Consider the following 24,244-nt stretch of genomic DNA (forward strand, 5'->3'; position numbering starts at 1 on the left):
CCTTGCTGTGCTCCGGAGCCGTCTCTAGGTTGGGCGAATGGCACGGATCTTCAGCGGCATCCAGCCGTCGGGTGAGCTGCACATCGGGAACTACCTGGGCGCAGTCAAGAACTGGGTCCAGCTCCAGGACCAGCATCCCGACGCGATCTTCTGCATCGTCGACTACCACGCGCTGACGGGGAACTACGACCCGGCGGCGCTGCGGCAGCGCACGCGCGAGATGGCGGTGTCGCTGCTCGCGGCGGGCATCGATCCCGCGAAGGCGACGCTCTACGCCCAGAGCACGGTGCCGCAACATACCGAGCTGGCGTGGATCTTCAACACGATCACGCCGCTCGGTGAGCTGGAGCGCCAGACGCAGTACAAGGACAAGGCGTCGCGGCAGGAGAGCGTGGTCGTCGGCCTCCTGACTTATCCGGTGCTGCAGGCCGCGGACATCCTGCTCTACCGCGCCGACACGGTGCCCGTGGGCGAGGACCAGGTGCAGCACCTGGAGCTCTCGCGCGAGGTGGCGCGCAAGTGGAACCTCCGCTTCGCGCTGGAGGACGCGCCGTACTTCCCGGAGCCCCAGCCGCTGCTGACGCCGACGCGGCGCATCATGGGGCTCGACGGCAAGGCGAAGATGTCGAAGTCGATGGGGAACACCATCGGCCTGCTGGAGTCGGGCGACGAGATCTGGGCGAAGCTGCGCCCCGCCGTGACCGATCCGGCGCGCGTGCGGAAGACGGATCCGGGCACGCCCCAGGTGTGCAACATCTACCACCTCCACAAGGCGTTCAGCCCGGCGCCCGTGGTGGCCGAGGTGGCGGAGAAGTGCAGCACGGCGGCGTGGGGGTGCATCGCCTGCAAGCAGGTGCTGTTCGAGCACATGGAGGCGGAGCTGGTGCCGATCCGGCGCCGGGCGGCCGAGCTGCGCGACCAGCCCGACCTGGCGAGCGAGGCGCTGGCGGCGGGGACGGCGCGGTGCCGGGCGATTGCGGCGGAGACGATGACCGCCGTGAAATCCGCCATGGGGCTGGAGTGAGCCCAGCCGCGGAGGACGGAAGGGCGGAGGACGGAACGGCGGAAGACGATGGAGCGTGAAACGAAAGGGCGGACCCTTCAGGCTTGAAGCTTCAAGCCCAGAGGTCCGCCTGTCCGTTTCACGCCGTTTCGTCCTCCGTTCCACCGTCCTCCGCCGTTCCGTCCTCCGCCGTTCGGCTCCAGGCCTACGCACGCTCCTTGCACCCCTCGGGGACCCATCAGACCGCACAGTCCCCGATCAGGAGATCGCCTCATGGCAGCGAAGCCCCGCCCCGAGAAGTCCGGCGCCAACGCCGAAGAGACGCACAAGCCGGCGCGCGGCGCCGCCGGCGGGCGGCACGTGCCGGAGAGCGACCGCGAGGTGCGCGGCCAGGCGCTGCGCGACCAGATGGCGCAGCCGACGATCGAGTCCGTCACGACGATGGTGTGCGTCACGTGCGGGGCCGAGCAGTTCTTCGACGACGTGCCCCCGGCGAACCTGAAGTGTCAGCGGTGCGGCAGCTCGGTGTTCCGCGCCTTCGACACGCCCACCGTGCGCGACGAGGCGACGATCGCCCACCTCGAGGAAGAGGCCCGCAGCATCCAGCTCGGCGACGCGTCGCCGCAGACGACGCCCGAGGACGTGCGCGACCTCGAGATGCAGTGACGCGGGGCTGATGGGCCGACACGCGTCGCGCGGACCCGCCGCGCGGCGTCACGGCTCGTGAGGGCAGGGCGCGATGGTTAGCGTTGGCGCATGTCTGAACCCGCGCCCTCCCGCGTCCTCGTCGTCGACCTGAACTCCAGCGCCCGCGTCTGGGCGCTGCCGCCGTCGGCCGCCGCCCGCCTGCGCGAGGCGACGCCCCCCGACTGGGAGGTCCGCGTGGTGGACGCGCCCACCGTCTCCGACGGCGACGGCGGGCGGGCGCCCAGCGGCGAGGCGCTGGCCGCGGTGCGCGACGCGGAGGTGTACTTCGGGTTCGGGCTGCACCCCGCGCTGCTGGCCGGCGCGCCCCGCCTCCGCTGGGTGCAGAGCGCCGCCGCCGGCGTGCGCAGCCTGCTCTCGCCCGAGCTGCTGGCGCGCGAGATCGTGCTCACCAACGCCGCCGGCGTGATGGCCATCCCGATGGCCGAGTACGTCCTCGCGGGCGTGCTGCACTTCCTGCGCGGGTTCGACGTCGCGCTGGCGCAGCAGCGCGCGGGCACGTGGGACCGGGCGCCGTGGGTCGAGCCGGCCGCGCCGCCGGGCGGCTTTTCGGGGCCGCGCGAGATCGGCGAGTGCCGCGCGCTGATCGTCGGCGTGCGCGGGATTGGCGCCGCGGTCGCAGAGCGGCTGACGGCCTTGGGGGCGACGTGCGTGGGAGTCCGCCGACGCCCCGCCGCGGAGGCGCCGCCGGGGTTCGCGGCGGTCATCGGCCAGGACGGGCTGGACGCGGAGCTGGCGCGGGCCGACCTCGTCATCCTGGCCGCACCCAGCACACCGGAGACCGAGCGGCTCCTGGACGCACGGCGGCTGGGGTTGCTCCGGCCGTCGGCGATCGTCGTCAACGTGGGCCGCGGCGCGCTCGTGGACGAGGGCGCGCTCGTGGACGCGCTGGCCGCGGGCCGGCTGCGCGGGGCGGTGCTCGACGTCATGGACGTGGAGCCGCTGCCCGGCGACAGCCCGCTCTGGCGCCTGCCCAACGTGCTCCTCACGCCCCACGTCTCCGCGACCTCGGCCGCCGGCTTCTGGCCGCGCATGCTGGACGTCTTCCTCGACAACTGGACGCGCTGGCGGCGTGGTACGCCGCTCCGCAACGTGGTCGACCCGGCCGCCGGCTACTGACGGCGGGCGACCGCGGGCATCGCGCCCTCCGCCCGTCTCCGGCCCGACTCCCCGATGGAAAAGATCCTGCGCGCCGCCGTCGAGCGCGGCGCCTCCGACCTGCACATCAAGGCCGACGACGTCTTCCGGGCGCGCGTCGACGGGCGCCTGGTGCCGCTGACCCGGCAGGCGCTGACGGCGGAGCAGACGCGCGCGATCGCGCAGTCGCTGATACCGGTGGAGGCCGACCGCGCGCGCCTCGACGAGCTGTCCGACTACGACTGCTCGTACGCGCTGCCGGGCGTCGGGCGCTTCCGCGTCAACATCATGCGGCAGCGGGGCGCGTTCTCGGTCGTGATGCGCGCCATCCCGTACGACGTGCCGACGCTCGAGAAGCTGCGGCTGCCGCCCGCCGTGTCGCGCATCGCCGACGCGGAGCGCGGGATGATCCTGGTCACCGGCGTCACGGGCTCGGGCAAGTCGAGCACGATGGCCGCGATGGTGCGGCAGATCAACGAGCGCTCCGAGAAGCACATCGTCACGCTCGAGAACCCGATCGAGTTCCTGCACGCCGACGTGCGCGCGAGCGTGACGCAGCGCGAGATCGGCGTCGACACCGACAGCTTCCGCAGCGGCCTGCGCGCCGCGCTGCGCCAGGATCCCGACGTGATCCTGATCGGCGAGATGCGCGACGCCGAGACGGTCGACACCGCGATGAAGGCGGCCGAGACGGGCCACCTGCTCGTGTCGACGCTGCACACGCCGGACGCGCAGAGCACCATCCTGCGTACGATGGCGATGTTCCCGCCCGAGGAGCAGGAGGTCGTGCGCATGCGTCTCGCGGAGTCGCTGCACGCCGTCATCTCGCAGCGCCTGCTCCCGCGCGCGAGCGGCCAGGGGCGCGTGGTGGCGGCCGAGATCATGATCAACACGGCCGCGATCCGCGACCTGATCGCCGAGGGGCGCGTGAGCGAGATCCGCGACCTCATGACCGAAGGCCGCATGCAGTACGGCATGCAGACGTTCGACCAGCACCTGACGGACCTCGTGCGCTCGGGCGAGGTGACGTACGAGGTGGCGCTGGGCGCCGCGACGCGGCCGGCCGACTTCGCGCTGCAGTTCAAGATGCTGGGGGCGTCGATCCCGGCGCCGGCGCCGGCCGCCGCGGCGGAGGCGAGCGTCCCCGAGCCGGCGGGCGCCGGCGCCGGCGCGAAGGGGATGGACGGCTTGCAGGGCGCCGGGGAGTTCGACTTCTTGAACGGGTGACGGCGCGCGGGCGCGCGCCGGCAGTCTCGCAGTCGCCCCGCACCCGGAGCCCCGCATGACCCGAGTCCTCGCCGGCGCAATGGCGCCGGCCGTCACGCCGTTCGACGCCGACGGCGCGGTCGCGCGCGCGTCCTTCGAAACGAACGTGCGCGCGCACGTCGCGGCCGGCCTGTCCGGCGTCGTGGTGGCCGGATCGAGCGGCGAGGCCGCGCTGCTGGACGAGGGGGAGCGCGCGGCGCTGCTGACGTGGGCGCGCGCGCTCGTGCCGTCGGACCGCTGGCTGATCGCGGGCATCGGCGGCGAGAGCACGCGGCAGGTGATCCAGCGCGCGCGCGTGGCCGCCGACGCGGGCGCCGACGCGGTGCTGGTCGTATCGCCGCACTACTACGGCAAGCGGATGAGCGAGGCGGCGCTGCACGCGCACTTCACCGCCGTCGCCGACGCGAGCCCGCTGCCGGTGCTGCTGTACAACATCCCGGTGTACGCGCACCTCGTGCTGTCGCCGGAGCTGGTGGCGCGGCTGTCGCGCCACGGCAACGTCGTCGGCATGAAGGACAGCGCGGGCGACCTGGCGACGCTCGCGCGCTACGTCGAGTCGCAGCGCGACGACTTCCGCGTCCTCACCGGCCACGGGGGCACGTGGGCGCAGGCGCTCGCACTCGGCGTCTCGGGCGGCATCCTCGCGGTCTCGCTGTTCGCGCCGGCGCTGACGCTGGCCGTGTGGGAGGCCGCGCGCGCGGGCGACGCCGACGGCGCCGCGGCGCTGCAGGCGCGGCTGGTGCCGCTGGCGCGCGACGTGGTCGCGGCGCTGGGGCCCGCGGGGCTCAAGGCCGCGATGACGATGGTCGGGCTGGAGGGCGGCGTGCCGCGCGCGCCGCTGCTGGCGCTGGACGACGCGGAGCGCGAGCAGGTGCGCGCGGCGTTCGCGGCGGCCGTGGTGCCGCTCGTCGGCGCGCCGCCGACGCCGGTCGCGGCGCGAGGGCTCGCGGCGGCGCACTGACCCGTCGGGTCACGTGAGCGACGCGGCCGCGCGTGCCCACCTGCGCGCGCTCGCGCATGCGCCGCGGCCCGCGGGCGGCGCGGCCGAAGCGGTGGCGCGCGCGCACGCGGCGGACACGCTCCGTCGCCTCCGCTTCGACGTGCAGGAGGTGCCGTTCACCTACTCGGCACTCGTCGGCCGGTGGGGGACGCCGATCGCGGGCCTCGCGTCGATCACGGTGCTCGCAGCGGCCGCGTCGTTCGGCGCCGCGGGACGCGCGAGCGCGGCGCTGACGCTGATGTCCGCGGCGCTGGTCGTCGGCGGCATGATCGGCTGGTGGGCCGCGCGGCGCGGCGTGCTGAGCGCGCCCGTGCTGCGCCGCCGCGGCGTGAACCTGGTCGCGACGCGCGGCGACGCGCGGCCGACGGTGTGGCTGGTGGCGCACCTCGACTCGAAGTCGCAGCCGGTGCCGATCGGCGTACGCGCGGCGGGCGTGACGGGAACCATCGTCGCCTGGCTCGCCGCCCTCGTCCTCGCCGGGGCGCAGCTGGCCGGCGCGACGTGGGCGACGCCCGCGGTCTGGTGGGCGCTGGCCGCGTTCGCCGCGGTCGCCGGCGTGCCCGTGGCGGCGAGCGTCGTGACCGCGCGCTCGCCCGGCGCGCTCGACGACGCGTCGGGCGTGGCGACGGTGCTGCTGGCGGCCGAGGCGCTGCGCGACCTGCCGGAGGCGCCCGGCGTGCTGCTGACGAGCGCGGAGGAGCTGGGGCTGGCGGGCGCGCGGGCGTGGTGCGCGCAGCGGCATGCAGCGGGCGAGGTAGCCGGCGTCGCGCTGAACGTCGACGGCGTGGACGACGTGGGTGCGCTGACCGCGATGACGGGCGCGCGCGTGCCGACGGCGCTCGTCGCGGCGCTGGAGGCGGCGGCGCGCGACGCGGGGGCGACGCTCGGCGTGCGCCGCCTCGTGCCCGGGATCCTCGTGGACGCCGTCGCGCTGGCGGATGCGGGGTGGGCGACCCTGACGCTGAGCCGCGGCACGTGGGGGACGCTGACGCGCATCCACTCGCCGCGCGACAGCGCGGACCGGCTGGATGGCACCGGCGTGGCCGAGGCGGCACGCGTGCTGGCGGGCGCGGCGCGCGCGCTGCTGGGCGCCGCTCGCGGCGGCGCTCGGGGCGGCGAACCGGGCGTCCGGGTACCCCCGGCGGGGCGGACGGCCTAGATTCACCCCACGCCCCGGGTGCCCCGGGGCGTTTTTCGTGTCCGCCGGCCAGCGACCCATGAGGCGCGGCCGCCCATGACCGCGCCGCGCCCGGCCTGCCGGAGCGCGCGCTCGCAGAGATCATGTTCGATTCGACGACGCGCACGCTTGTGGTGGTCGGCGCCCAGTGGGGCGACGAGGGGAAGGGCAAGCTGGTGGACGTCCTGGCGGAGCGGGCCGACTGGGTCGTGCGCTACCAGGGCGGCGCCAACGCCGGGCACACGGTGCACATCGGCGAGGTGTCGTTCGTCCTGCACCAGATCCCGAGCGGCATCCTGCATCCCGGCGTGCGGTGCGCGATCGGCAACGGCGTCGTGCTCGATCCCGAGACGCTGTTCCACGAGATCGACGAGCTGGTGACCGACGGCATCGACGTCGAGGGGCGGCTCTACGTCAGCGAGCGCGCGCACCTCGTGCTGCCGTACCACAAGCTGGTGGACGCGGAGAGCGCGGCCAGCAAGGCGATCGGCACGACGGGGCGTGGCATCGGCCCCGCGTACGAGGACAAGATCGCGCGGCGTGGCGTGCGCGTGCTCGACCTGCGCCACCCGGAGCGGATGCGCGAGCTGGTGGAGCGCGGCGCCGCGCACGCGAACGCGCAGCTGGCGACGTTCGGGTCGGCGAAGCGCGTGGACGTCGAGCAGACGCTGGCGATGCTGGCCGGCCTCGCGCCGCGCCTGCTGCCGCTGGCGGAGGACGTCGGGCTGTGCATCCACCGCGCGCTGAAGCAGGGCGCCGCGGTGCTGCTGGAAGGCGCGCAGGGCTCGATGCTCGACGTCGACCACGGCACGTATCCGTTCGTGACGTCGAGCAGCACGACGTCGAGCGGCGCGGCGGTGGGCGTGGGCATCGCGCCGACGGCGATCGACGCGGTGTTGGGCGTGGTGAAGGCGTACACGACGCGCGTGGGCAACGGCCCGCTGCCGACGGAGATCCCCGGCGAGCTGGGTGAGGAGGTCCGCCGCCTGGGCAACGAGTTCGGCGCGACCACCGGCCGCGCGCGGCGCTGCGGCTGGTTCGACGCGGTGGTGGTGCGCTACGCGACGCGCGTGAACGGGCTCACGGGGCTGGCGATGACGAAGCTCGACGTGCTCGACACGCTGGACCGCATCGCGCTGTGCGTGGGCTACGAGGTGGACGGGGAGCTGTACACCGAGTTCCCGGGCGACCTGACGATGCTGGACCGCGCGGTGCCGAAGTACGAGTGGTTCGAGGGGTGGCAGCAGCACACGGGCGACGCGCGCACGATGGAGGATCTGCCGCCCGCCGCGCGCCGCTACCTGGACCGCATCCAGGATCTGGTGGAGGCGCCGATCGCGTTCGTGAGCGTGGGGACGCGGCGGGATCAGATCATTGGAGTCACGCCGTAACCCTCGGCGATCGGCGCTCGGCGCTCGCTCCGTCGCCGCGACGCCGTGAGCGCCGAGCGCGGAGCGCCGAGGGCCGAGGAGATCCATCGCATGGAGTACGTGGACGTGGTCGTGGTCGGCGCCGGTCCCTGCGGTCTCGCGGCGGCGATCAGCGCCATGCGCGCGGGGCTGACGGTGGCGGTGATCGAGCGCGGACCGGTGTGCTCCACGATCGTCGAGTACCCGCTGTACGCGACCTTCTTCTCGACGGCGGAGAAGCTGTCGATCGGCGGGCTGCCCTTCCTGATCGCGGACACCAAGCCGACGCGGCGCGACGCGCTGGCGTACTACCGCGGCGCGGTGCGGCACTTCGGCATCCCCGTGCGGCAGTACGAGACGGTGGTCGCGATCGAGGGGAAGTCGCCGCAGCTGCACGTGCGCAGCGTGCGCCGCTCGGGCGAGTCGCGCACGCTGCGCTGCCGCGCGGTGATCGTCGCGACGGGCTACTTCGGCACGCCGAACAAGCTGCACGTCCCGGGTGAGGATCTCCCGCACGTGAGCCACGTGTATCGCGAGGCGCACGAGGCGTTCGACCAGGACGTCGTCGTGGTCGGCGGCGGCAACTCGGCCGCCGAGGCGGCGCTGGACCTGTACCGGACGGGCGCGCGCGTGACGCTGGTGCACTTCGGCCCGACGTGGGACAAGCGCATCAAGCCGTGGGTGCTGCCCGACGTCGCGAACCGGATCGCCGAGGGGAGCATCACGGCGTGCTGGAACTCGCGGGTGACGGAGATCCGGCCGGACGTGGTGGTGATCCGCGGCCCGGACGGCGAGCAGGAGCTGGCCGCCGACCACGCCTACCTGCTGACGGGCTTCGCGCCGGACACGGCGCTGCTGCAGGCGAGCGGCGTGCGCGTCGACCCCGCCACGGGGATCCCGGCGCACGACCCGGCGACGTTCGAGACGAACGTGCGCGGGATCTACATGGTGGGCGTGCTGGTGGCGGGCTACGACGCGAACCAGGTCTTCATCGAGAACGGGCGCTTCCACGGGGACCGGATCGTGGCGCACCTCACGGGGAGCGGGCGGGTCGGCGAGGCGCTGATCTCGGAGGACCCGGACTCCTGAGGCGGCTGCGTGTGACGTGCTGCGTGCTGCGTGTGCAGCCTCGGGACGCCCCTCACGCAGCACGCAGCACGCAGCCCGGTGACGGCCGCCGCCTCCCCGCCGCGACCCGACCCGCATAGAATTCCGGGTTCACACCGAAACCCAGCCCAGCCATGCCCGCCAGCAACCAGCCCGACGTGATGGACAAGCTCGTGTCGCTCGCCAAGCGGCGCGGCTTCATCTTCCAGTCCTCCGAGATCTACGGCGGGACCGGGTCGGTGTGGGACTACGGCCCGCTGGGCGTGGAGCTGAAGAAGAACATCAAGGACCGCTGGTGGCACGCGCTCGTGCGCATGCGCGACGACGTCGAGGGGCTCGACGCGGCGATCCTGATGCATCCCAAGGTGTGGGAGGCGAGCGGCCACGTCGCGGGCTTCGTCGATCCGCTCGTCGACTGCAAGGCGTGCAAGGGCCGCTTCCGCGCCGACAAGCTGCAGGACGCGCGCTGCCCGCGGAAGCCGAGCAAGCAGCCGGGCGAGCACACGGAGTGTCAGCTCACCGAGCCGCGCCAGTTCAACCTGATGTTCAAGACGTTCATGGGCGCGCTCGAGGACTCCGCGAGCGTCGTCTACCTGCGCCCGGAGACGGCGCAGGGGATCTTCGTGAACTTCCTGAACGTGCAGCAGTCGACGCGCCAGAAGGTCCCGTTCGGGATCGCGCAGATCGGCAAGGCGTTCCGCAACGAGATCACGCCCGGGAACTTCACGTTCCGCACGCGCGAGTTCGAGCAGATGGAGATGCAGTTCTTCGTCGACCCGAACGCGGACCACATGGAGTGGTTCGAGTACTGGAAGGCGCAGCGCATGCAGTGGCACCTCGACCTCGGCCTCAAGGAAGACCGGCTGCACTTCCACCAGCACGGCGCCGGTGAGCTGGCGCACTACGCGCGCGCGGCGTTCGACATCGAGTTCGACTTCGGCGGCACGCTCGGCTTCCAGGAGATCGAGGGGGTGCACCACCGCGGCGACTTCGACCTCGGGCGGCACCAGGAGTACTCGGGGAAGAAGCTCGAGTACTTCGACCAGCCCAACAACCGCCGCTTCGTGCCGTTCGTGATCGAGACGTCGGTGGGCGCGGACCGCGTGACGCTCGCCGCGCTGGCCAACGCCTACCGCGAGGAGGAGGTCGCGGGCGAGAGCGAGGGCCGCGTGGTGCTCGGCCTGCATCCCGCCATCGCACCGATCAAGGCGGGCATCTTCCCGCTCGTGAAGAAGGACGGGATGCCCGAGTTCGCGGAGAAGCTCGGCAACGAGCTGCGCCGCCGCTTCCCGGTGTTCTACGACGAGACGGGCGCGATCGGCCGCCGCTACCGCCGCCAGGACGAGGTCGGGACGCCGTTCTGCCTCACGGTCGACGGGCAGACGCTGGAGGACAACACGGTGACGGTGCGCGACCGCGACTCGCTGACGCAGGAGCGCGTGGCCGCCGATCGCGTGGGCGCGTTCCTGGACGAGAAGCTGGCCGGCTGAGTCGCCCGGCGCCTCCGCGATGGGGGAGCTCACGGTCGACCGCCTGCGGCGTGCGGCGGAGGCGCTGAGCGAGGACGTCGCGCGCGCGCTCTGGCAGGTGCACGCGGGGCTCGCGCGCGACGTCGCGCTCGCGTCGCTGTACGCCCGACACGCCGCGGCGCTGGACGACGAGGCGGTGTCGCTCGCGCGCGAGCTGCTCGACGCGCCAGACGCCCCGCAGCGCGCGCTGGCCGAGTGGGTGGCGGAGACACGGGTGGCGCGCGCGCTGGCGCCGCTGGACGAGCGCGAGATCGCCTGGGAGCGCGCGGCCGTCGTCCGCCTGTCGGATGGGCGCGCGTTCGCGTTCGGCGACGTGCCGCGCGCGCTCGCCGACACGCGCGACCGCGCGGCGCGCACCGCGATCGAGGCGGCGCGCGCGCGCCTGGTGGCCACCGAGCTCGCGCCACGCCGCCGCGAACGCCTGCAGCGCGAGCACGACGCGACGGCCGGGCTGGGGATCGCGGACGGTTACGTGGCGACGTTCGCGCGCACGAGCGGCATCGACGTGCAGGCGCTGGACGCGGCGGCCGCGCAGCTGCTGCGCGACACGCAGCCGATGTGGGACGACGTGCTGCGCGAGGTCGCGCGGCGGCGCCTGGAGCTGCCGGCGGGCGAGCCGACGCGCGCCGACGTGCTGGCGCTGCTGCGCGCGCCGGAGTTCGACGGCGGCTTCGCGCCCGGCGGGATGCTGGCGACGGTGCGCACCCAGCTCGCCGCGATGGGCGTCGACGCGTCGGCGGGTGGGCGCGTGCGCTACGACGTGGGCGAGCGGGCGGGGAAGCGGGCGCGCGCGTTCTGCGCGCCCGTGCGCATCCCCGACGTGGTGCACGTGGTGCTGCAGCCGACGGGCGGCGCGCACGACTGGCGCACGCTCCTGCACGAGGTGGGACACGCGCTCCATCTCGCGCACGCGCGGCGCGACCTGCCGTTCGAGGCGCGGTGGGCGGGCGACGCCTCGGTGGGCGAGGGGTACGCGATGCTGTTCGACCAGCTGCCGCTCGATCGCGGCTGGCTGCGCCGCTACTCCGATCTCGACGCGTCGCGCGTGCCGGCGTTCCTGCGCGCGGCGGCGTTCGCGGAGCTGTACCTGCTGCGCCGCCACGCGGGGAAGCTGCGCTACGAGCTGGCGCTGCACGCGACCGCCGCGTGGGACGACGCGCCGGCGCTCTACGTGGAGACGATGGAGGCGGCGACGTCGGTGCGGCACGCGGCGGCGGACGCGCTCGTGGACGTCGATCCGCGGCTGTACGTCGCGCGCTACCTGCGCGGCTGGCAGCTGCGGGCCGTGCTGGCCGACGCGCTGCGCGAGCGCTTCGACGAGGACTGGTGGTGGAACCCGCGCGCGGGGCCGTGGCTGACGGAGACGCTGATGGCGGAGGGCCAGGCGCTCGACGCCGAGCAGGTCGCGACGCGTGCGACGGGCGGTGGCGGATCCGCGCTCGCGTTCGCGCCGGTCGTCCGCGTGCTCGAGCGACACCTCGGCTGAGCGGTCCGGGCATCGGGCGCTCAAGTTCCCGCGGTCCCGTGCCGACAATCACCTCCGGGGGCGTGCGGCCGCGAGCGGCCCGCGCCGGGACCGAACCGGAGACAGGGAGAGCGCAGATGGCGGGACCGATCGGCAGGACCGGCGTGGTGGGCGGCGTCGCGCCGGTGCGCGACCCCGAGCGCGACGGCGTCCGCGAGGGTGGCCGCACGCGCACGCGCGACGGCGCGGCGCGCCCCGGTCACGAGGCCGCCGATCAGGTGACCATCTCGCCGGACGCGCTGCGCGGCCTGCGCGGCGGCGCCGGTGACGACGCGGACGCGACCGGCGGCGACGCGACCAGCGAGGGAGGCGACATGACGACCGAGGGCGCGAGCGGCTTCCGGAACGTCGGCGAGGCGCTGCTGGTGGCGCGCGGTCTGGCGAACGCGCTGCGCGACGACGCGCCACGCGCGGCGCTCGTGCACGACCTCGTGAGCCCGCAGCGCGCGATCGCGCTGCTGCGGAGCTGAGGGCGCGCCGGACCCGGACGGCGAACGGCAATCTGCAAGGATGAAAGTCTGAGAAGATCCGAGAACGACGGATGGCTCCGCGTGGCGCGAGGTTCCTCGCACTCCACCGGAGCCATCCGTCGTTCCCGGATCTAGGCCGATCTTCATCCTTGCCGCCGTCGTAGTTCGCGTCGGGCTCACGTCGCGGTGGCGAGCGCCTCGCGCAGCGCAGGCACGCTGACGCATCTTGTCCAGGCCCGCCGCTCGACGAGAAGGATGTCCACGAGCTCACCGCCACATGCCCACCGCCCTCGTCACGGGTGCCTCGCGCGGCATCGGCCGCGCGATCGCGCGGCGCCTCGCCGCCACGCACGACATCGTCGCCGTCGCCCGCTCGGGTGACGAGCTGCAGGCGCTCGCGGACGAGATCGCGCGCGAGGGCGGCCGCTGCCGCGCCATCCCGCTCGACGTCACCGACGCCGGCGCCGTGCATGCCGCGCTCGATGGGCTGGAGGTCGACGTGCTGGTGAACAACGCCGGCATCGGCGTGCTGAAGCCGTTCCTGGAGCTGACGCCCGACGAGTGGCGGCGCATGGTGGACGTCAACTTCAACGCGCTCTTCCACGTCACGCGCGCCGTGCTGCCCGGCATGGTGGCGCGCGAGGCGGGACACGTCGTCATCATCGGCTCGATCGCGGGGCGCAGCGCGTTCGTGGGCGGGACGTGCTACGCCGCCACGAAGCACGCCGTGATGGGCTTCGCCGAGTCGCTGATGCTGGAGGTGCGCGACGCGGGCGTGAAGGTCTCGGTCGTGAGCCCGGGCTCCGTGGCCACCGACTTCTCGCCGCCCAGGGCGCGCGACGTCGCGTGGCAGCTGCTGCCCGAGGACGTGGCCGAGTCGGTGGCGCACCTGGTCGCGACGCCGCCGGGCGTGCTGGTGCACCGCCTGGAGGTGCGCGCGCTCTCGCCCAAGCGGCCGCGGGGCTGAGGCCCCACGTCGCGCGTGGCCGGCGCATCACCCGCGCGTAACCCGGACGCGGGCGAACTCGTCTGGTCCGAGGGCGGTCCGCCCTGCAGATTGGTGGCCACTTCGTCTCGGCGTGCGCCGAAGTCGGCGGCACCGGTCGTGCGCCGCCCCGCTCCCCGATCCGTGGTCGCCGTGCGCGTCTTCCCGGAAGCAGAGCCCGACCTGTTCGGCCCACCGGCCGCGCCGCCACCCGCGGCGGGGCCGGGCGACGGCGTCGCCGAGGACGTCGCCGAGTCGGCCCCCGAGGTCGTGGTCGAGCCGTACTTCGAGCGCGCCTCACCCGTCGAACGAACCATGGCCAAGGTGGCCGACGAGGCCGCGGCGACCGCGCAGCTGGCGCTGCGCGAGCTGGCGGCCGTGCGCGAGATCGCGCGCGCCTTCCACACCGCGGACCGGCTCGAGGAGCTGTACCAGTTCGCGCTCGAGCGCATCGTGCCGCTGCTGGGCGCGTCGTTCGCGTCGGTGTACGTGCGCGAGGGCCACGGCGACACGATGCGCCTGGCGGCCGCGCACAACTGGCCCGACCGCTACGCGCGCTGGATGGGCGACGCGCGCGTCCGCCTGGGCAGCGGCCCGAGCGGCGAGGCCGCGGCCGAGCGGCGCATGGTCGAGGTGCCGGACGTCTTCGCGGATCCGGCGCTCGCAGACTGGCAGGACGTGGCGCGCGAGCTGGGCTTCCGCGCGCTGGTGGCGCTGCCGCTGGCCGGGAACGGCGCGGGGAGCGGCACGCCGCACGTCTTCGGCGCGATCGCGTTCTACTTCGCCGACGAGAGCCGCCTGGCCGACGACCAGCGCTGGCTGCTGCGCGTGGTGGCCGACCAGCTGGCCGCGGCGGCCGAGAAGGCCGACCTGATCGACGAGCTGCGGCGCGCCAACGCGGCCCTCGTCGAGAGCAACGCGGAGCTGGAGCGGCAGTACGTCGCCGTGCTCGAGGCGCGGCGCGTGAAGGACGAGTTCCTGGCGAACATGAGCCACGAGCTGCGCACGCCGCTGGCCGCGGTGCAGGGCTACGTGGCGCTGATGCTCGACGAGCTCTCGGGCCCGCTGACGGAGGCGCAGCGCGAGGACCTGGTGCGGGTGCGCGGCGCCGGCAGCCGGCTGCTGGAGCTGATCGACAACCTGCTGGAGCTGACGACGCTCAAGCGCGGCGGGCTGGAGGTCCACGTGGACGAGTGCGATCCGCGCGCGCCGCTGCAGGACGCGATCGCGCAGGCGACGGGCCGCGCGGGGACGGTCGCGCTGCGGGTGGAGGAGCCGACGACGCTCCTGCCGCCGCTCCGCAGCGACCGCAAGAAAATCGCGAAGATCCTCGTTAGCTTGCTGGCCAACGCGTACAAGTTCACCGCGGCGGGCGAGGTCATCGCCTCGGTGGAGGTGCGCGACGGGCGGGTGGCGTACCGGGTGCAGGACACCGGGATCGGCATCCCGCCCGATGCACAGCAGATGGTCTTCGACGAGTTCCGGCAGGTGGACGGCTCGGCGGTGCGGCGGTACGGCGGCTCGGGGCTCGGCCTGGCGCTCGCCCGGCGGATCGCCCGACTGCTCGGCGGCGACATCGCGCTGGAGTCGGCGGTCGGGCAGGGATCGACCTTCACGGTCGAGCTGCCGCTCGACTTCTACCCGCCGGTCGATCCGAACAGCGCGCTGGGCACGCCCGCCCTGGGGGTGCCCGCGATCCCGTGGCACGGGTGAGCGCGCGCCGGCGCGTCGCGGACCCGACCGACGTCCCGTTCCGCCGCCCCGCGGCCCTCCGATGAACTACCAGCTCGGCCGGACCCTGCAGGAGACCCACACCACCCTCGCGCCGGCCGAGGTGCTGGCCGCGGCCAAGCGGTTCTTCGCGGGGCGCCAGGGGATCTACGCCGCCTTCGTCGAGAAGGAGGGCCCGACGTACGTGAACCTCCGCGGCCAGGGCGGCGAGGAGCTGATCATCGGCGTCCAGCCGGCCGAGAACGGCACGCGCGTCAGCGGGTCGACCTACATCTTCGACCAGCAGGTCGGCCGCTTCTTCGCGACGCTGCCGCCGTACCCGACCGAGGACCGCACGGACGGGTCGCACGACGCCACCGGCACGGAGACGCAGCCGTGAGCGCGCCCTTCGTGACGACGCTCCGCTCGCGCGCGACGGAGCTGCGCGTGGGCGCGCCAGACGCCGCGAACCGCTGGACGGTGCGCGTGCAGATGGCCGAGGTGTGGGACGCGGTGCGCGTCAGCGCGCCCGCGACGGAGCCGGTGCTGGCGGTGAAGGTCGCGGCGCTGGAGGCGCTCTTCCCCGAGGCCACGTACCACGACGACTTCGTCGTGAAGCTGGGCGGGATCGAGGTCCTGGACGAGAACGCGACGCTGGCCGAGGCGGGGGCGCGGGACGGCTCGATCTTCCTGCTCGCGCACCGGCGCCGCCGCCCGATCCGCTGACGCGGCTCCGGCCGCGCGTCTCATGTCGCAACCCGTCCAGCCCGTCCCCACGCAGGCGCCCGTCGCGTTCGTGTCCCACTCCGACTGCGGCCGGCACGACACCGGGTGGGAGCACCCGGAGCACGTCGGCCGGCTGCGCGCCGTGCTGCGCGCCGTCGGGCGCGACATCCCCCTGTTCGAGGCGCTTCAGCACGTCGAGGCGCGCCACGCGACCCCCGAGGCGCTCGCGCTCGCGCACGACCCCGGCTACGTCGACGTGGTGCGCACGATGGCCGGGTCGGGCGGCGGGCGCCTGGACGCGGACACGGTCGTCAGCGCGGGCTCGTGGGACGCGGGGACGGCAGGCGCCGGCGCGGTGCTGGACGGCCTCGACCTCGTGATGGCCGGGAGCGCGCGACGCGCCTTCGCGGCCGTGCGTCCGCCGGGCCACCACGCGCTGCGCGCCTCGGGGATGGGCTTCTGCCTGTTCGGGAACGTCGCGCTGGCGGCGCACCACGCGCGCCGGCGGCACGGGCTGGAGCGCGTGCTGATCGTCGACTGGGACGTCCACCACGGCAACGGCACGCAGGCGCTGGTGCAGGACGACCCCGGCATCCGCTTCGTGTCGATGCACCAGTGGCCGTGGTATCCGGGGACGGGTGCGGCCGACGACCGCGGGCCGCACGGCACGGTCTGGAACGTCCCGCTGCCCGGCGGCCTTCCACGGGAGCGCTACGTGGACGCGTGGGAGCGCGCGGTCGACGCCGCGACCACGGGCTGGACGCCCGAGCTGCTGATCGTGTCCGCCGGATTCGACTGCCTCGCGGGCGACCCGCTGGGCGCGTTCACGCTGGAGCTGGACGACGTCGACCGGATGACGCGGGCGCTGGTGGCGCGCGCGACGGACTGGTGCGGCGGGCGCGTGGTGAGCGCGCTCGAGGGCGGCTACGCTCCCGACCGCGTGGGCGAGGCCTGCGTCGTGCACCTGCACGCTCTGCAATGAGCCGGACGACGCCCGATCGGGCGACGTGCCGATCCCTCCCGCGATGAACGCGCTGCCTCACGTTTCCCCGGCGGTCCTCCGCCTGGTCCAGGAGCTGGTCTTCGGGCGCTGGCGCGCCGCAGGAGAGGAGCTGTACCGCGAGGTCGGCGAGCTGCTGGAGGTGCGCGCGGGACAGGAGGTGCTGGTGTCCGGCTGCGGCGACGGCACGAGCTGCGAGTGGCTGGCCGAGCGCACGGGCGCGGCGGTGACGGGCGTCGATCCCGAGGCCGAGCGCATCGAGGCGGCCGACGAGCGCTTCCGCGAGCTGCTGGACGCGGGCACGCCGCTGCCGCTCTCGTTCCAGCAGGCGCCGCTGGACGACCTGCCGCACGAGACGGCGGTGTTCGACGCAGCGGTGGGCGAGCCGGTGCTCGCCGCGGCGGCCGACCCGGCGCGCGCGGTGGCCGAGCTGGCGCGCGTGGTGAAGCCGATGGGCGCGGTGGTGCTGCTGCAGCTGACGTGGAGCTCCGACATCTCGCCGGCGGCGCGCGCGCTGCTCGTCGAGCGGCTCGGCATGCGCCCGCAGATGCTGATGGAGTGGAAGCAGATGCTGCGCGACGCGGGCGTGGTGGACCTCCAGGTGCAGGACTGGACCGACGAGGCGGCCGAGGGCCCGAACGACGGCGAGGCGCCGCAGCTCACCTGGCAGCAGAAGGTGCAGATCGTCGGGCGCGCGTTCCGCCGGCGCGGGTGGCGGGAGGCGCTGGACGCGCTGGGGCGCGAGGAGTCGCTGCTGCGCGAGCTGTCGCGCGAGCGGGCGGTGGGCTTCCAGGTGATCCGCGGCGTGAAGTGGCCGCACGCGCGGGGCGCATGAGGGACGCATGACGACCGACGCGCGCCTCACCGGCGCGGTCGCCGCGGCGACCGGCACGCACGCGACGCAGCCCGGGTCGCGCACGCCGTTCAGCGTGTGGCGCGCGCCCGACGGCACGGTGCAGCGCAACCTGTCGCTGCAGGAGCTGACGCGCGCCTTCGCGTCGGGGGAGGGGCAGCTGTGGCTGGACGTGGACCTGTCGCAGCGCTCGCAGCACGCGCTGCTGGAGAAGGTGTTCCACTTCCACCCGCTGACGATCGAGGACACGCTCAACCCGCAGAGCCGTGTCAAGTACGAGGAGCACGACCAGTACCTGTTCGTCGTCGCGCGCGGCGTGCGCTTCTGCGACGACACGAGCGACCCGTACGACATCGAGACGCTGAACCTCTACGCGTACCTCGGCCCGAACTGGCTCGTGACCGTGCACGCCGAGGGCGCGACGGCGATCTCGCAGGTGCGCGCGCGGGTGGACCAGGGGATCGACGTGCTGGCGCGTGGCCCCGCGCGCCTCATGCACGCGGTGCTCGACGAGGCGGTGGACGAGTTCTTCCCGATCCTCGACCGCGTCGACGAGTTCCTGGACGGGCTGGAGGAGCGCGTGTTCGTGCGCTTCGACCAGAGCGCGCTGCGCGACATCTTCTCGGTCAAGCGGCTGGTGCTGCAGCTGCGCCGCCACCTCGCGCCGCAGCGCGAGATGCTGAACCAGCTCACCAACCGGCCGAACGAGCTGCTGCCGCCCAGCACGCAGCTCTACTTCCGCGACGTGTACGACCACGTGCTGCGCATCAACGACTCGCTCGACGCATACCGCGAGCTGCTCTCGAGCACCCTGGACAGCTACCTGTCGCAGGTGTCGAACCGGCTCGGGCAGTCGTCGAAGGCGCTGGCGGTGGTGGCGACGGTGACGCTGCCGTTCGTGATCGTGAGCGGGATGTGGGGGATGAACTTCTCGCACATCCCGCTCGCGCACCATCCGCACGGGTTCTGGCTCCTGCTCGGCGCGCAGCTGCTGATCGCGGCGTGCATCCTCGCGGTGCTGCGCTGGCGCCGGATCATCTGACGCGCCACCAACTCGTGACGATGCCGCCCGAGACGCGCCCCGGCCCACGCCCCGACGCGACGCCGGACGCCGAGCCGCCCGCGACCGCCGAGGTCACGGTGCCGCGCACGACCGTCGAGTATCCCGTGCCGCGCGCGACCGCGGAGCACGCGGTGGTGACCGAGTCGTCGCGCCTCACGCCGGGCCCCGGCCGCGCGGTGCCCGGGCGCGCGGCGCGCGTGGGGCTGCGGCTGTTCGGCCTCGTGGGGCTCGACACGGCGCACCACGACGTGCCGCAGGCGGTGCTGCCGGACACGGAGCTCGTCGTCTACCGCGACGTCGGCGCGGTCGTCGAGCCGTCGCCGTACACCGCCGAGCCGCTCGGGGCGGTCGCGCTGGAGCGGCACCGCAGCGTGGTGGACGACGTGTTCGCGCGCCGCTCCATCGTGCCGGCGCCGCCGGGCACGGTGTTCCGCTCGCGCGAGGCGCTCGCCAGCTGGCTGGAGCTGCACTACTTCTCGCTCGTCGAGGCGCTCGGCTTCGTGGAGGACCGCGCGGTCGCGCGCGTGACGGTGTCGTGGGCCGCGGACGCCGACGCCGCCAACCGCGCGACGCCGCTGCATCTCGATTCCGGCGCGCCCGGCGAGGAGCGCGCCGAGTCGGACGCGCTGGTGGCCGAGGCGGCGGAGCCGTTCCGCGCGCTGCGGCGCGAGGCGGTGTCGCTGCTCGTGCTGCGCGCCGAGGAGCTGGGCGAGCCGGCCGCGGCGTACGCGTCGTTCCTGGTGGAGCGCGCGCGCTGGACGCAGTTCGAGCAGGCGGTCGCGCGCGAGGCGCAGCTGCGTCCAGGGCTGCAGCTGCGCGTGAGCGGGCCGTGGCCGCCGTACGACTTCGTGCGCATGCAGTTCCGCGGCTGATCGGACGCCGCGCCCGCCGTTCCTCCCTCGCCCGCCGCTCCCGCCACCCCGCCTCCCGCCAGCCGCCATGTTCTGTCCCGACTGCGGCACCTGGACCCGCGCCAGCCTCCCGCGCTGCACGCGCTGCAACGGCGTGCTGCCGACGCTGCCCGCGCGCGCCACGGAGGAGCCGCCCGACGAGGAGCTCTCGGCGCTGCGGCGCGCGACCGGCAACCGCATGGTCGTCGTGCGGCGGCTGGGGAGCGGCGGCATGGCGAGCGTGTTCCTCGCGCGGCACGCGGTGCTCGACACGCCGCTCGCGATCAAGGTCCTGCATCCGCACCTCGCGCGTGAAGCCGAGATGCGCGAGCGCTTCCGCCGCGAGGCCGAGGCGGCGGCGCGGCTGCGGCATCCGCACATCTGCCCGATCCTCGACTACGGGTGGGGACCAGGCGTCGAGTACCTGGTGATGCCGTACCTCGGCGGCGGCTCGCTGGCCGACGCGATGGCGGGGCGCCGCACGATCGCGGCGGAGCGCGCCGCGGCGGTCGCCGCGCAGGCGGCGCAGGGGCTCGACTACGCGCACCGCCACGGCGTGGTGCACCGCGACGTGAAGCCGGACAACGTGCTGTTCGACGAGGAAGGCCACGCGATCGTGACCGACTTCGGCATCGCCAGCGCGCGCTTCCACGCGCGGCTGACGGCGACGGGCCGCGCGATGGGCACGCCGCACTACATGAGCCCCGAGCAGGCGATGGGCCGGCTGCTCGACGGCCGCAGCGACGTGTACGCGCTGGGCGTGCTGCTGTACGAGATGCTCTCGGGCGATCCGCCGTTCGACGGCGCGGACTCGTACGCGGTGGGCTACAAGCACGTGCACGAGGCGCCGGTGCCGATCGAGGTCGCGGCGCCGGGCGTGCCGCCGGGCCTCGCCGCGATCGTGATGCGCTGCCTGGCCAAGAGCGCCGACGAGCGCTTCCAGCGCGCCGACGACCTGTCCGATGCGCTGCTCGGCTTCCTGATGGACCGTGGCGCTCCCGAGCTGCGGAGCGCGTGGCGCGCGCGGCGCGGAGGGTCGACGCCCTCGCGAGCCCGCTAGAGCGGAGGACGGAACGGCGGAGAACGATGAAGCGGAGGACGAGACGGCGTGAGACGAAAGGGCGGCGTCTTGCCTGAAGCGTCGAGCCGGAAGGTCCGCCCCACCGTTTCACGCTCCATCGTCCTCCGCCGTATCGTTCTCCGCTTCACCGTCCTCCGCTCCATCCAGCCTTCCCATGTTGAAGCTCGCGACCGAGATCGTCCCCGTCCACACGACGCACCCCTTCGTCATCTCGCGCGGCGGCGCCAGCGAGTGGCGCACCGTCACCGTGCGCGTGCGCGACGCCGACGGCGCGGAAGGGTGGGGCGAGGCGGCGCCGAGCCGGTTCTACGGCGAGACGCCGGAGAGCGTGGTGGCCGCGGTGGAGCGCTTCCAGGACGCCATCGGCGACCTCGACGCGTGGTCGCTGGAGGAGGCCGAGGCGCGCATGCACCGGGCGCTGCGCTTCAACGGCGCGGCCAAGACGGGGGTGAGCGCCGCGCTGCACGACCTCGCCGCGAAGCGCGCGGGGCTCCCGCTCTGGAAGCTGTGGGGGCTCGATCCGGCGAAGGCGCCGCCGTCCAGCTTCACGATCGCCATCGCCGACGACGACGCCGTGCTGCGCGCGCGCATCGCCGAGGCGGCGCAGTACCCCGTGCTGAAGGTCAAGCTGGGGAGCCCGCGCGGGCTCGCGCGCGACCAACAGATCATCCGCATCGTGCGCGAGGAGGCGCCGGACAAGGTGCTGCGCGTCGACGCGAACGCGGCGTGGACGGCGAAGGGCGCCCTCGAGATCGGCGAGCTGCTCGCCGCGCTCGGCGTCGAGTTCATCGAGCAGCCGCTGCCGCCGCACGACCTGGACGGCATGCGCTTCGTGCGCGACCGCTCGCCGCTGCCGGTGGTGGCCGACGAGTCGTGCGTGATGGCGAGCGACGTGCCGCGCCTGGCCGGCGTCGTGGACGGCGTGAACCTCAAGCTCGCGAAGTGCGGCGGGCTGCGCGAGGCGATGCGCCTGATCGCGACGGCGCGCTCGCACGGCCTGCTCGTGATGGCCGGCTGCATGATCGAGACGAGCCTCGGCATCACGGCGGCCGCGCACCTGGCGCCGCTGCTGGACTGCGCGGACCTCGACGGCGCCGCGCTGCTGTCGGACGACCCGTACGCCGGCGCGACGATCACCGGCGGCGCGATCCGGCTGCCGGACGGTCCGGGGCTCGGCGTGACGCGCCGGTAGCCGCCGAGGTTCGCGGGCCTGTTATCGTTCGGCGTGTCCGCTCCGCCGCTCCTCGACGACGCGCTCGCCGAAGTCGCGCTCGCGCTCCCGCTGTTCCGCACGTTCACGTACGCGGCGCCCGAGTCGTCGCGCCACGCGCTCGTGCCGGGCGCGCGCGTCGTCGTGCCGTTCCGCGGCACGACGGAGATCGGCGTGTACCTCGGGCCCGGCGACCCGGCGACGCTGCGCGGGAAGAACGGCAAGGCCGTCACGCCGAAGGCGATCCTCGACGTGCCGGACGCCGAGCCCGCGCTCGGGCCGTCGCTGCTGACGCTGTGCCGGTGGATCGCGGACTACTACGTCGTGCCGATGGGCGTCGCGCTGCGCTGCGCGCTGCCGGCGCTACTCACGGGCGCCGCGGCGCCCACGCCGTCGCAGCGCACGCACCGCGTGGCCACCATCGCGCGCCACATCGAGTCGCTCCTGCATCGTGACCGCATCTTCGCGCGCTCGCCGCAGCAGCGTGCGCTGTACGAGCTGCTGGAGGCCAACGGCGGCCGCGCGGCGGTGCACCAGCTGCTGGAGCAGCTGAAGTTCTCGCCGTCGGTGCTGAAGGGGCTCGTGGCGCGCGGGCTGGCCGTCGTCGACGACGAGGTGGTCGCGCGCGATCCGTTCGCGACGCGCGCGGTCGCGGCGCATCCATCGCACGTGCCGAGCGCCGCGCAGCGTGGCGCGGTGGACGCGATGGCGGCCGGCGGGGCGGGGGAGACGTTCCTCCTGCACGGCGTCACCGGCAGCGGCAAGACGCTCGTCTACATCGAGCTGCTGCGCCGCGTCGTGGAGCAGCGCGGGCGCAGCGCGATCGTGCTCGTGCCCGAGATCGCGCTCACGCCGCAGACGGTCGATCGCTTCCGCGCCGCGTTCGGCGACCAGATCGCGGTGCTGCACTCGGCCCTCTCGGACGGCGAGCGCTACGACGCGTGGCTCGCGCTGCGGCGCGGCGAGAAGCGCATCGCGGTCGGCGCGCGCTCGGCCGTCTTCGCGCCGCTCGAGGACCTCGGCGCGATCATCGTCGACGAGGAGCACGAGTCGAGCTACAAGCAGGGCGAGTCGCCCCGCTACCACGCGCGCGAGGTGGCGATCGTGCGCGCGCGCGCGGCCGGCGCGGTCGTGGTGCTCGGCAGCGCGACGCCGAGCCTGGAGAGCTGGGCGAACGCCCAGGCGGGGAAGTTCCGGCTGCTCACGCTGCCCGCGCGCGTGGGCGGCGCGCAGCTGCCGTCAGTGGAGGTGGTGGACCTGCGCGTGGGGCGCGCCGCCGCGTGGAAGGCGTCGCAGGAGGGCCCGAAGTCGCCCGTCGATCAGGTGCTCAGCGCGCCGCTGCAGCGCGCGCTCGAGGAGACGCTGGCGAAGGGGGAGCAGAGCATCCTGCTGCTCAACCGGCGCGGGTACTCCGCGTTCATCCAGTGCGGCGACTGCGGCGACGTCTCCGTCTGCCCGAACTGCTCGATCTCGCTGACGTACCACCGCGCGCCCGAGCGGCTGGTGTGCCACTACTGCCAGCACCAGGAGTCGCCGCGGGACCGGTGCGCACGCTGCAGCGGCGAGACGCTGAAGCAGCGCGGGCTCGGCACGCAGCAGGTGGAGCGCATCCTCGCGGAGCGCTATCCGTTGGCGCGCATCGCGCGCATGGACGTCGACACGACGGGCGCCAAGTGGGCGCACGCCGAGATCCTCGACCGCGTGGGCAACGGCGAGGTGGACGTGCTGCTCGGCACGCAGATGATCGCGAAGGGGCTCGACTTCCCGAACGTCACGCTGGTGGGCGTGATCGACGCGGACACGGGGATCAACCTCCCCGACTTCCGCGCGTCGGAGCGCTGCTTCCAGCTCCTCAGCCAGGTGGCCGGGCGCGCCGGGCGCGGGCCGAAGGGTGGGCGCGTGCTGATCCAGACGCGCGTGCCCACGCACCACGCGGTGCGCTGCGCGCTGTCGCACGACTACCACGGCTTCGTGCGCGAGGAGGTCGAGGGGCGCGAGTCGCCGCCGTATCCGCCGATGGTGCGGCTGGCGAACGTGATCGTCAGCGGCACGCGCGAGGACACCACGGCCGCGGTGGCGCAGCACGCGGCCGCGTGGGTGCGCGCGCTCATGACGCGCCGCGGCACGGCCGGCGTGACGCTCATCGGGCCGGCACCGTGCCCGGTGGAGCGCGTGAAGCAGCGCTGGCGCTGGCACTTCCTGCTGAAGGCCGAGCAGCCGGGCGAGCTGACGCGCGTGGCGCGCTACTTCGTGGAGCGGTTCGAGGTGCCGAAGCGCGACGGGCTGCGGGTGGCGGTCGACCGCGACCCGGTGGCGCTGCTCTGATCTCCGCTGGTCCCGTCTTCGGCGTCTGTTCAGGCGTGAGAGACGCCCGGGGCTCCGAGTCCGGCCGCCGCGC

22 protein-coding genes are annotated in these 24,244 nt (G+C 74.2%); all 22 read left to right on the plus strand.

Going from position 1 to position 24,244, the window contains the following annotated elements; all coding sequences use genetic code 11:
* Positions 1-37: 37 nt before the first annotated feature.
* The 22 genes from trpS (at position 38) to priA (ending at position 24,171) form a co-directional block, all read left to right on the plus strand.
* On the plus strand, positions 38-1,024 hold the full coding sequence (gene trpS / locus rosag_RS13365; RefSeq protein WP_284350639.1) for a tryptophan--tRNA ligase: 987 nt from the start codon (positions 38-40) through the stop codon (positions 1,022-1,024).
* 252 nt (positions 1,025-1,276) lie between these two features.
* Positions 1,277-1,669, plus strand: a complete 393-nt coding sequence (locus tag rosag_RS13370) for a hypothetical protein (RefSeq protein WP_284350640.1) — start codon at positions 1,277-1,279, stop codon at positions 1,667-1,669.
* A 90-nt stretch (positions 1,670-1,759) separates the two neighbouring features.
* Positions 1,760-2,827: a D-2-hydroxyacid dehydrogenase gene (locus rosag_RS13375; protein ID WP_284350641.1), complete on the plus strand. Its 1,068-nt coding sequence runs from the start codon at positions 1,760-1,762 to the stop codon at positions 2,825-2,827.
* A gap of 54 nt (positions 2,828-2,881) precedes the next feature.
* The gene (locus tag rosag_RS13380) at positions 2,882-4,072 is read left to right on the plus strand and encodes a type IV pilus twitching motility protein PilT (RefSeq protein ID WP_284350642.1); all 1,191 of its coding nucleotides are present in this window, start codon (positions 2,882-2,884) and stop codon (positions 4,070-4,072) included.
* Between the two features lie 55 nt (positions 4,073-4,127).
* Positions 4,128-5,072: a dihydrodipicolinate synthase family protein gene (locus rosag_RS13385; protein ID WP_284350643.1), complete on the plus strand. Its 945-nt coding sequence runs from the start codon at positions 4,128-4,130 to the stop codon at positions 5,070-5,072.
* A 13-nt stretch (positions 5,073-5,085) separates the two neighbouring features.
* Entirely contained in the window at positions 5,086-6,270 is a 1,185-nt protein-coding gene (locus rosag_RS13390; protein WP_284350644.1) for a M28 family peptidase, read from the plus strand.
* Positions 6,271-6,392: 122 nt separating this feature from the next.
* On the plus strand, positions 6,393-7,679 hold the full coding sequence (locus rosag_RS13395) for an adenylosuccinate synthase (protein ID WP_284350645.1): 1,287 nt from the start codon (positions 6,393-6,395) through the stop codon (positions 7,677-7,679).
* 45 nt (positions 7,680-7,724) lie between these two features.
* Entirely contained in the window at positions 7,725-8,786 is a 1,062-nt protein-coding gene (locus rosag_RS13400; protein ID WP_284350646.1) for a YpdA family putative bacillithiol disulfide reductase, read from the plus strand.
* A gap of 152 nt (positions 8,787-8,938) precedes the next feature.
* Positions 8,939-10,294, plus strand: a complete 1,356-nt coding sequence (locus tag rosag_RS13405; protein ID WP_284350647.1) for a glycine--tRNA ligase — start codon at positions 8,939-8,941, stop codon at positions 10,292-10,294.
* A gap of 19 nt (positions 10,295-10,313) precedes the next feature.
* Positions 10,314-11,819 (plus strand): gluzincin family metallopeptidase, encoded by a 1,506-nt coding sequence (locus tag rosag_RS13410; protein WP_284350648.1) that lies wholly within the window; start codon positions 10,314-10,316, stop codon positions 11,817-11,819.
* Positions 11,820-11,935: 116 nt separating this feature from the next.
* Positions 11,936-12,328, plus strand: coding sequence for a hypothetical protein (locus rosag_RS13415; RefSeq protein WP_284350649.1), 393 nt, complete (start codon positions 11,936-11,938; stop codon positions 12,326-12,328).
* Positions 12,329-12,605: 277 nt separating this feature from the next.
* Positions 12,606-13,295, plus strand: a complete 690-nt coding sequence (locus rosag_RS13420) for an SDR family oxidoreductase (protein WP_284350650.1) — start codon at positions 12,606-12,608, stop codon at positions 13,293-13,295.
* Positions 13,296-13,457: 162 nt separating this feature from the next.
* Positions 13,458-15,026, plus strand: coding sequence for a sensor histidine kinase (locus tag rosag_RS13425; protein WP_284350651.1), 1,569 nt, complete (start codon positions 13,458-13,460; stop codon positions 15,024-15,026).
* A 61-nt stretch (positions 15,027-15,087) separates the two neighbouring features.
* The gene (locus tag rosag_RS13430; protein ID WP_284350652.1) at positions 15,088-15,423 is read left to right on the plus strand and encodes a hypothetical protein; all 336 of its coding nucleotides are present in this window, start codon (positions 15,088-15,090) and stop codon (positions 15,421-15,423) included.
* Positions 15,420-15,749, plus strand: a complete 330-nt coding sequence (locus rosag_RS13435) for a hypothetical protein (RefSeq protein ID WP_284350653.1) — start codon at positions 15,420-15,422, stop codon at positions 15,747-15,749. The genes rosag_RS13430 and rosag_RS13435 overlap by 4 nt, the downstream gene beginning before the upstream one ends.
* A 22-nt stretch (positions 15,750-15,771) precedes the next feature.
* Positions 15,772-16,731, plus strand: a complete 960-nt coding sequence (locus tag rosag_RS13440; protein WP_284350654.1) for a histone deacetylase family protein — start codon at positions 15,772-15,774, stop codon at positions 16,729-16,731.
* Positions 16,732-16,756: 25 nt separating this feature from the next.
* Positions 16,757-17,584, plus strand: a complete 828-nt coding sequence (locus rosag_RS13445) for a class I SAM-dependent methyltransferase (protein ID WP_284350655.1) — start codon at positions 16,757-16,759, stop codon at positions 17,582-17,584.
* 7 nt (positions 17,585-17,591) lie between these two features.
* Positions 17,592-18,644: a magnesium transporter CorA family protein gene (locus rosag_RS13450; protein ID WP_284350656.1), complete on the plus strand. Its 1,053-nt coding sequence runs from the start codon at positions 17,592-17,594 to the stop codon at positions 18,642-18,644.
* Positions 18,645-18,664: 20 nt separating this feature from the next.
* Positions 18,665-19,537 carry a GvpL/GvpF family gas vesicle protein gene (locus tag rosag_RS13455; protein ID WP_284350657.1) on the plus strand — a complete coding sequence of 291 codons (873 nt, stop codon included), beginning with the start codon at positions 18,665-18,667 and terminating at the stop codon, positions 19,535-19,537.
* A gap of 67 nt (positions 19,538-19,604) precedes the next feature.
* Entirely contained in the window at positions 19,605-20,615 is a 1,011-nt protein-coding gene (locus tag rosag_RS13460) for a serine/threonine-protein kinase (RefSeq protein WP_284350658.1), read from the plus strand.
* 175 nt (positions 20,616-20,790) lie between these two features.
* Positions 20,791-21,828, plus strand: a complete 1,038-nt coding sequence (locus tag rosag_RS13465; RefSeq protein WP_284350659.1) for a dipeptide epimerase — start codon at positions 20,791-20,793, stop codon at positions 21,826-21,828.
* 33 nt (positions 21,829-21,861) lie between these two features.
* On the plus strand, positions 21,862-24,171 hold the full coding sequence (priA, locus tag rosag_RS13470; RefSeq protein ID WP_284350660.1) for a replication restart helicase PriA: 2,310 nt from the start codon (positions 21,862-21,864) through the stop codon (positions 24,169-24,171).
* Positions 24,172-24,244: the final 73 nt, after the last annotated feature.

The sequence above is a fragment of the Roseisolibacter agri genome (assembly GCF_030159095.1).
Classification (GTDB): domain Bacteria; phylum Gemmatimonadota; class Gemmatimonadetes; order Gemmatimonadales; family Gemmatimonadaceae; genus Roseisolibacter; species Roseisolibacter agri.

What these genes read in the sequence shown, in the direction of transcription:
- rosag_RS13405 (WP_284350647.1), top strand. Translation starts at nt 8,939, where the DNA reads ATGCCCGCCAGCAACCAGCCCGACGTGATGGACAAGCTCGTGTCGCTC.
- rosag_RS13375 (WP_284350641.1), top strand. Translation starts at nt 1,760, where the DNA reads ATGTCTGAACCCGCGCCCTCCCGCGTCCTCGTCGTCGACCTGAACTCC.
- rosag_RS13440 (WP_284350654.1), top strand. Translation starts at nt 15,772, where the DNA reads ATGTCGCAACCCGTCCAGCCCGTCCCCACGCAGGCGCCCGTCGCGTTC.
- rosag_RS13385 (WP_284350643.1), top strand. Translation starts at nt 4,128, where the DNA reads ATGACCCGAGTCCTCGCCGGCGCAATGGCGCCGGCCGTCACGCCGTTC.
- rosag_RS13450 (WP_284350656.1), top strand. Translation starts at nt 17,592, where the DNA reads ATGACGACCGACGCGCGCCTCACCGGCGCGGTCGCCGCGGCGACCGGC.
- rosag_RS13380 (WP_284350642.1), top strand. Translation starts at nt 2,882, where the DNA reads ATGGAAAAGATCCTGCGCGCCGCCGTCGAGCGCGGCGCCTCCGACCTG.
- trpS (WP_284350639.1), top strand. Translation starts at nt 38, where the DNA reads ATGGCACGGATCTTCAGCGGCATCCAGCCGTCGGGTGAGCTGCACATC.
- rosag_RS13460 (WP_284350658.1), top strand. Translation starts at nt 19,605, where the DNA reads ATGTTCTGTCCCGACTGCGGCACCTGGACCCGCGCCAGCCTCCCGCGC.
- rosag_RS13415 (WP_284350649.1), top strand. Translation starts at nt 11,936, where the DNA reads ATGGCGGGACCGATCGGCAGGACCGGCGTGGTGGGCGGCGTCGCGCCG.
- rosag_RS13395 (WP_284350645.1), top strand. Translation starts at nt 6,393, where the DNA reads ATGTTCGATTCGACGACGCGCACGCTTGTGGTGGTCGGCGCCCAGTGG.
- rosag_RS13420 (WP_284350650.1), top strand. Translation starts at nt 12,606, where the DNA reads ATGCCCACCGCCCTCGTCACGGGTGCCTCGCGCGGCATCGGCCGCGCG.
- rosag_RS13370 (WP_284350640.1), top strand. Translation starts at nt 1,277, where the DNA reads ATGGCAGCGAAGCCCCGCCCCGAGAAGTCCGGCGCCAACGCCGAAGAG.
- rosag_RS13410 (WP_284350648.1), top strand. Translation starts at nt 10,314, where the DNA reads ATGGGGGAGCTCACGGTCGACCGCCTGCGGCGTGCGGCGGAGGCGCTG.
- rosag_RS13455 (WP_284350657.1), top strand. Translation starts at nt 18,665, where the DNA reads ATGCCGCCCGAGACGCGCCCCGGCCCACGCCCCGACGCGACGCCGGAC.
- rosag_RS13430 (WP_284350652.1), top strand. Translation starts at nt 15,088, where the DNA reads ATGAACTACCAGCTCGGCCGGACCCTGCAGGAGACCCACACCACCCTC.
- rosag_RS13465 (WP_284350659.1), top strand. Translation starts at nt 20,791, where the DNA reads ATGTTGAAGCTCGCGACCGAGATCGTCCCCGTCCACACGACGCACCCC.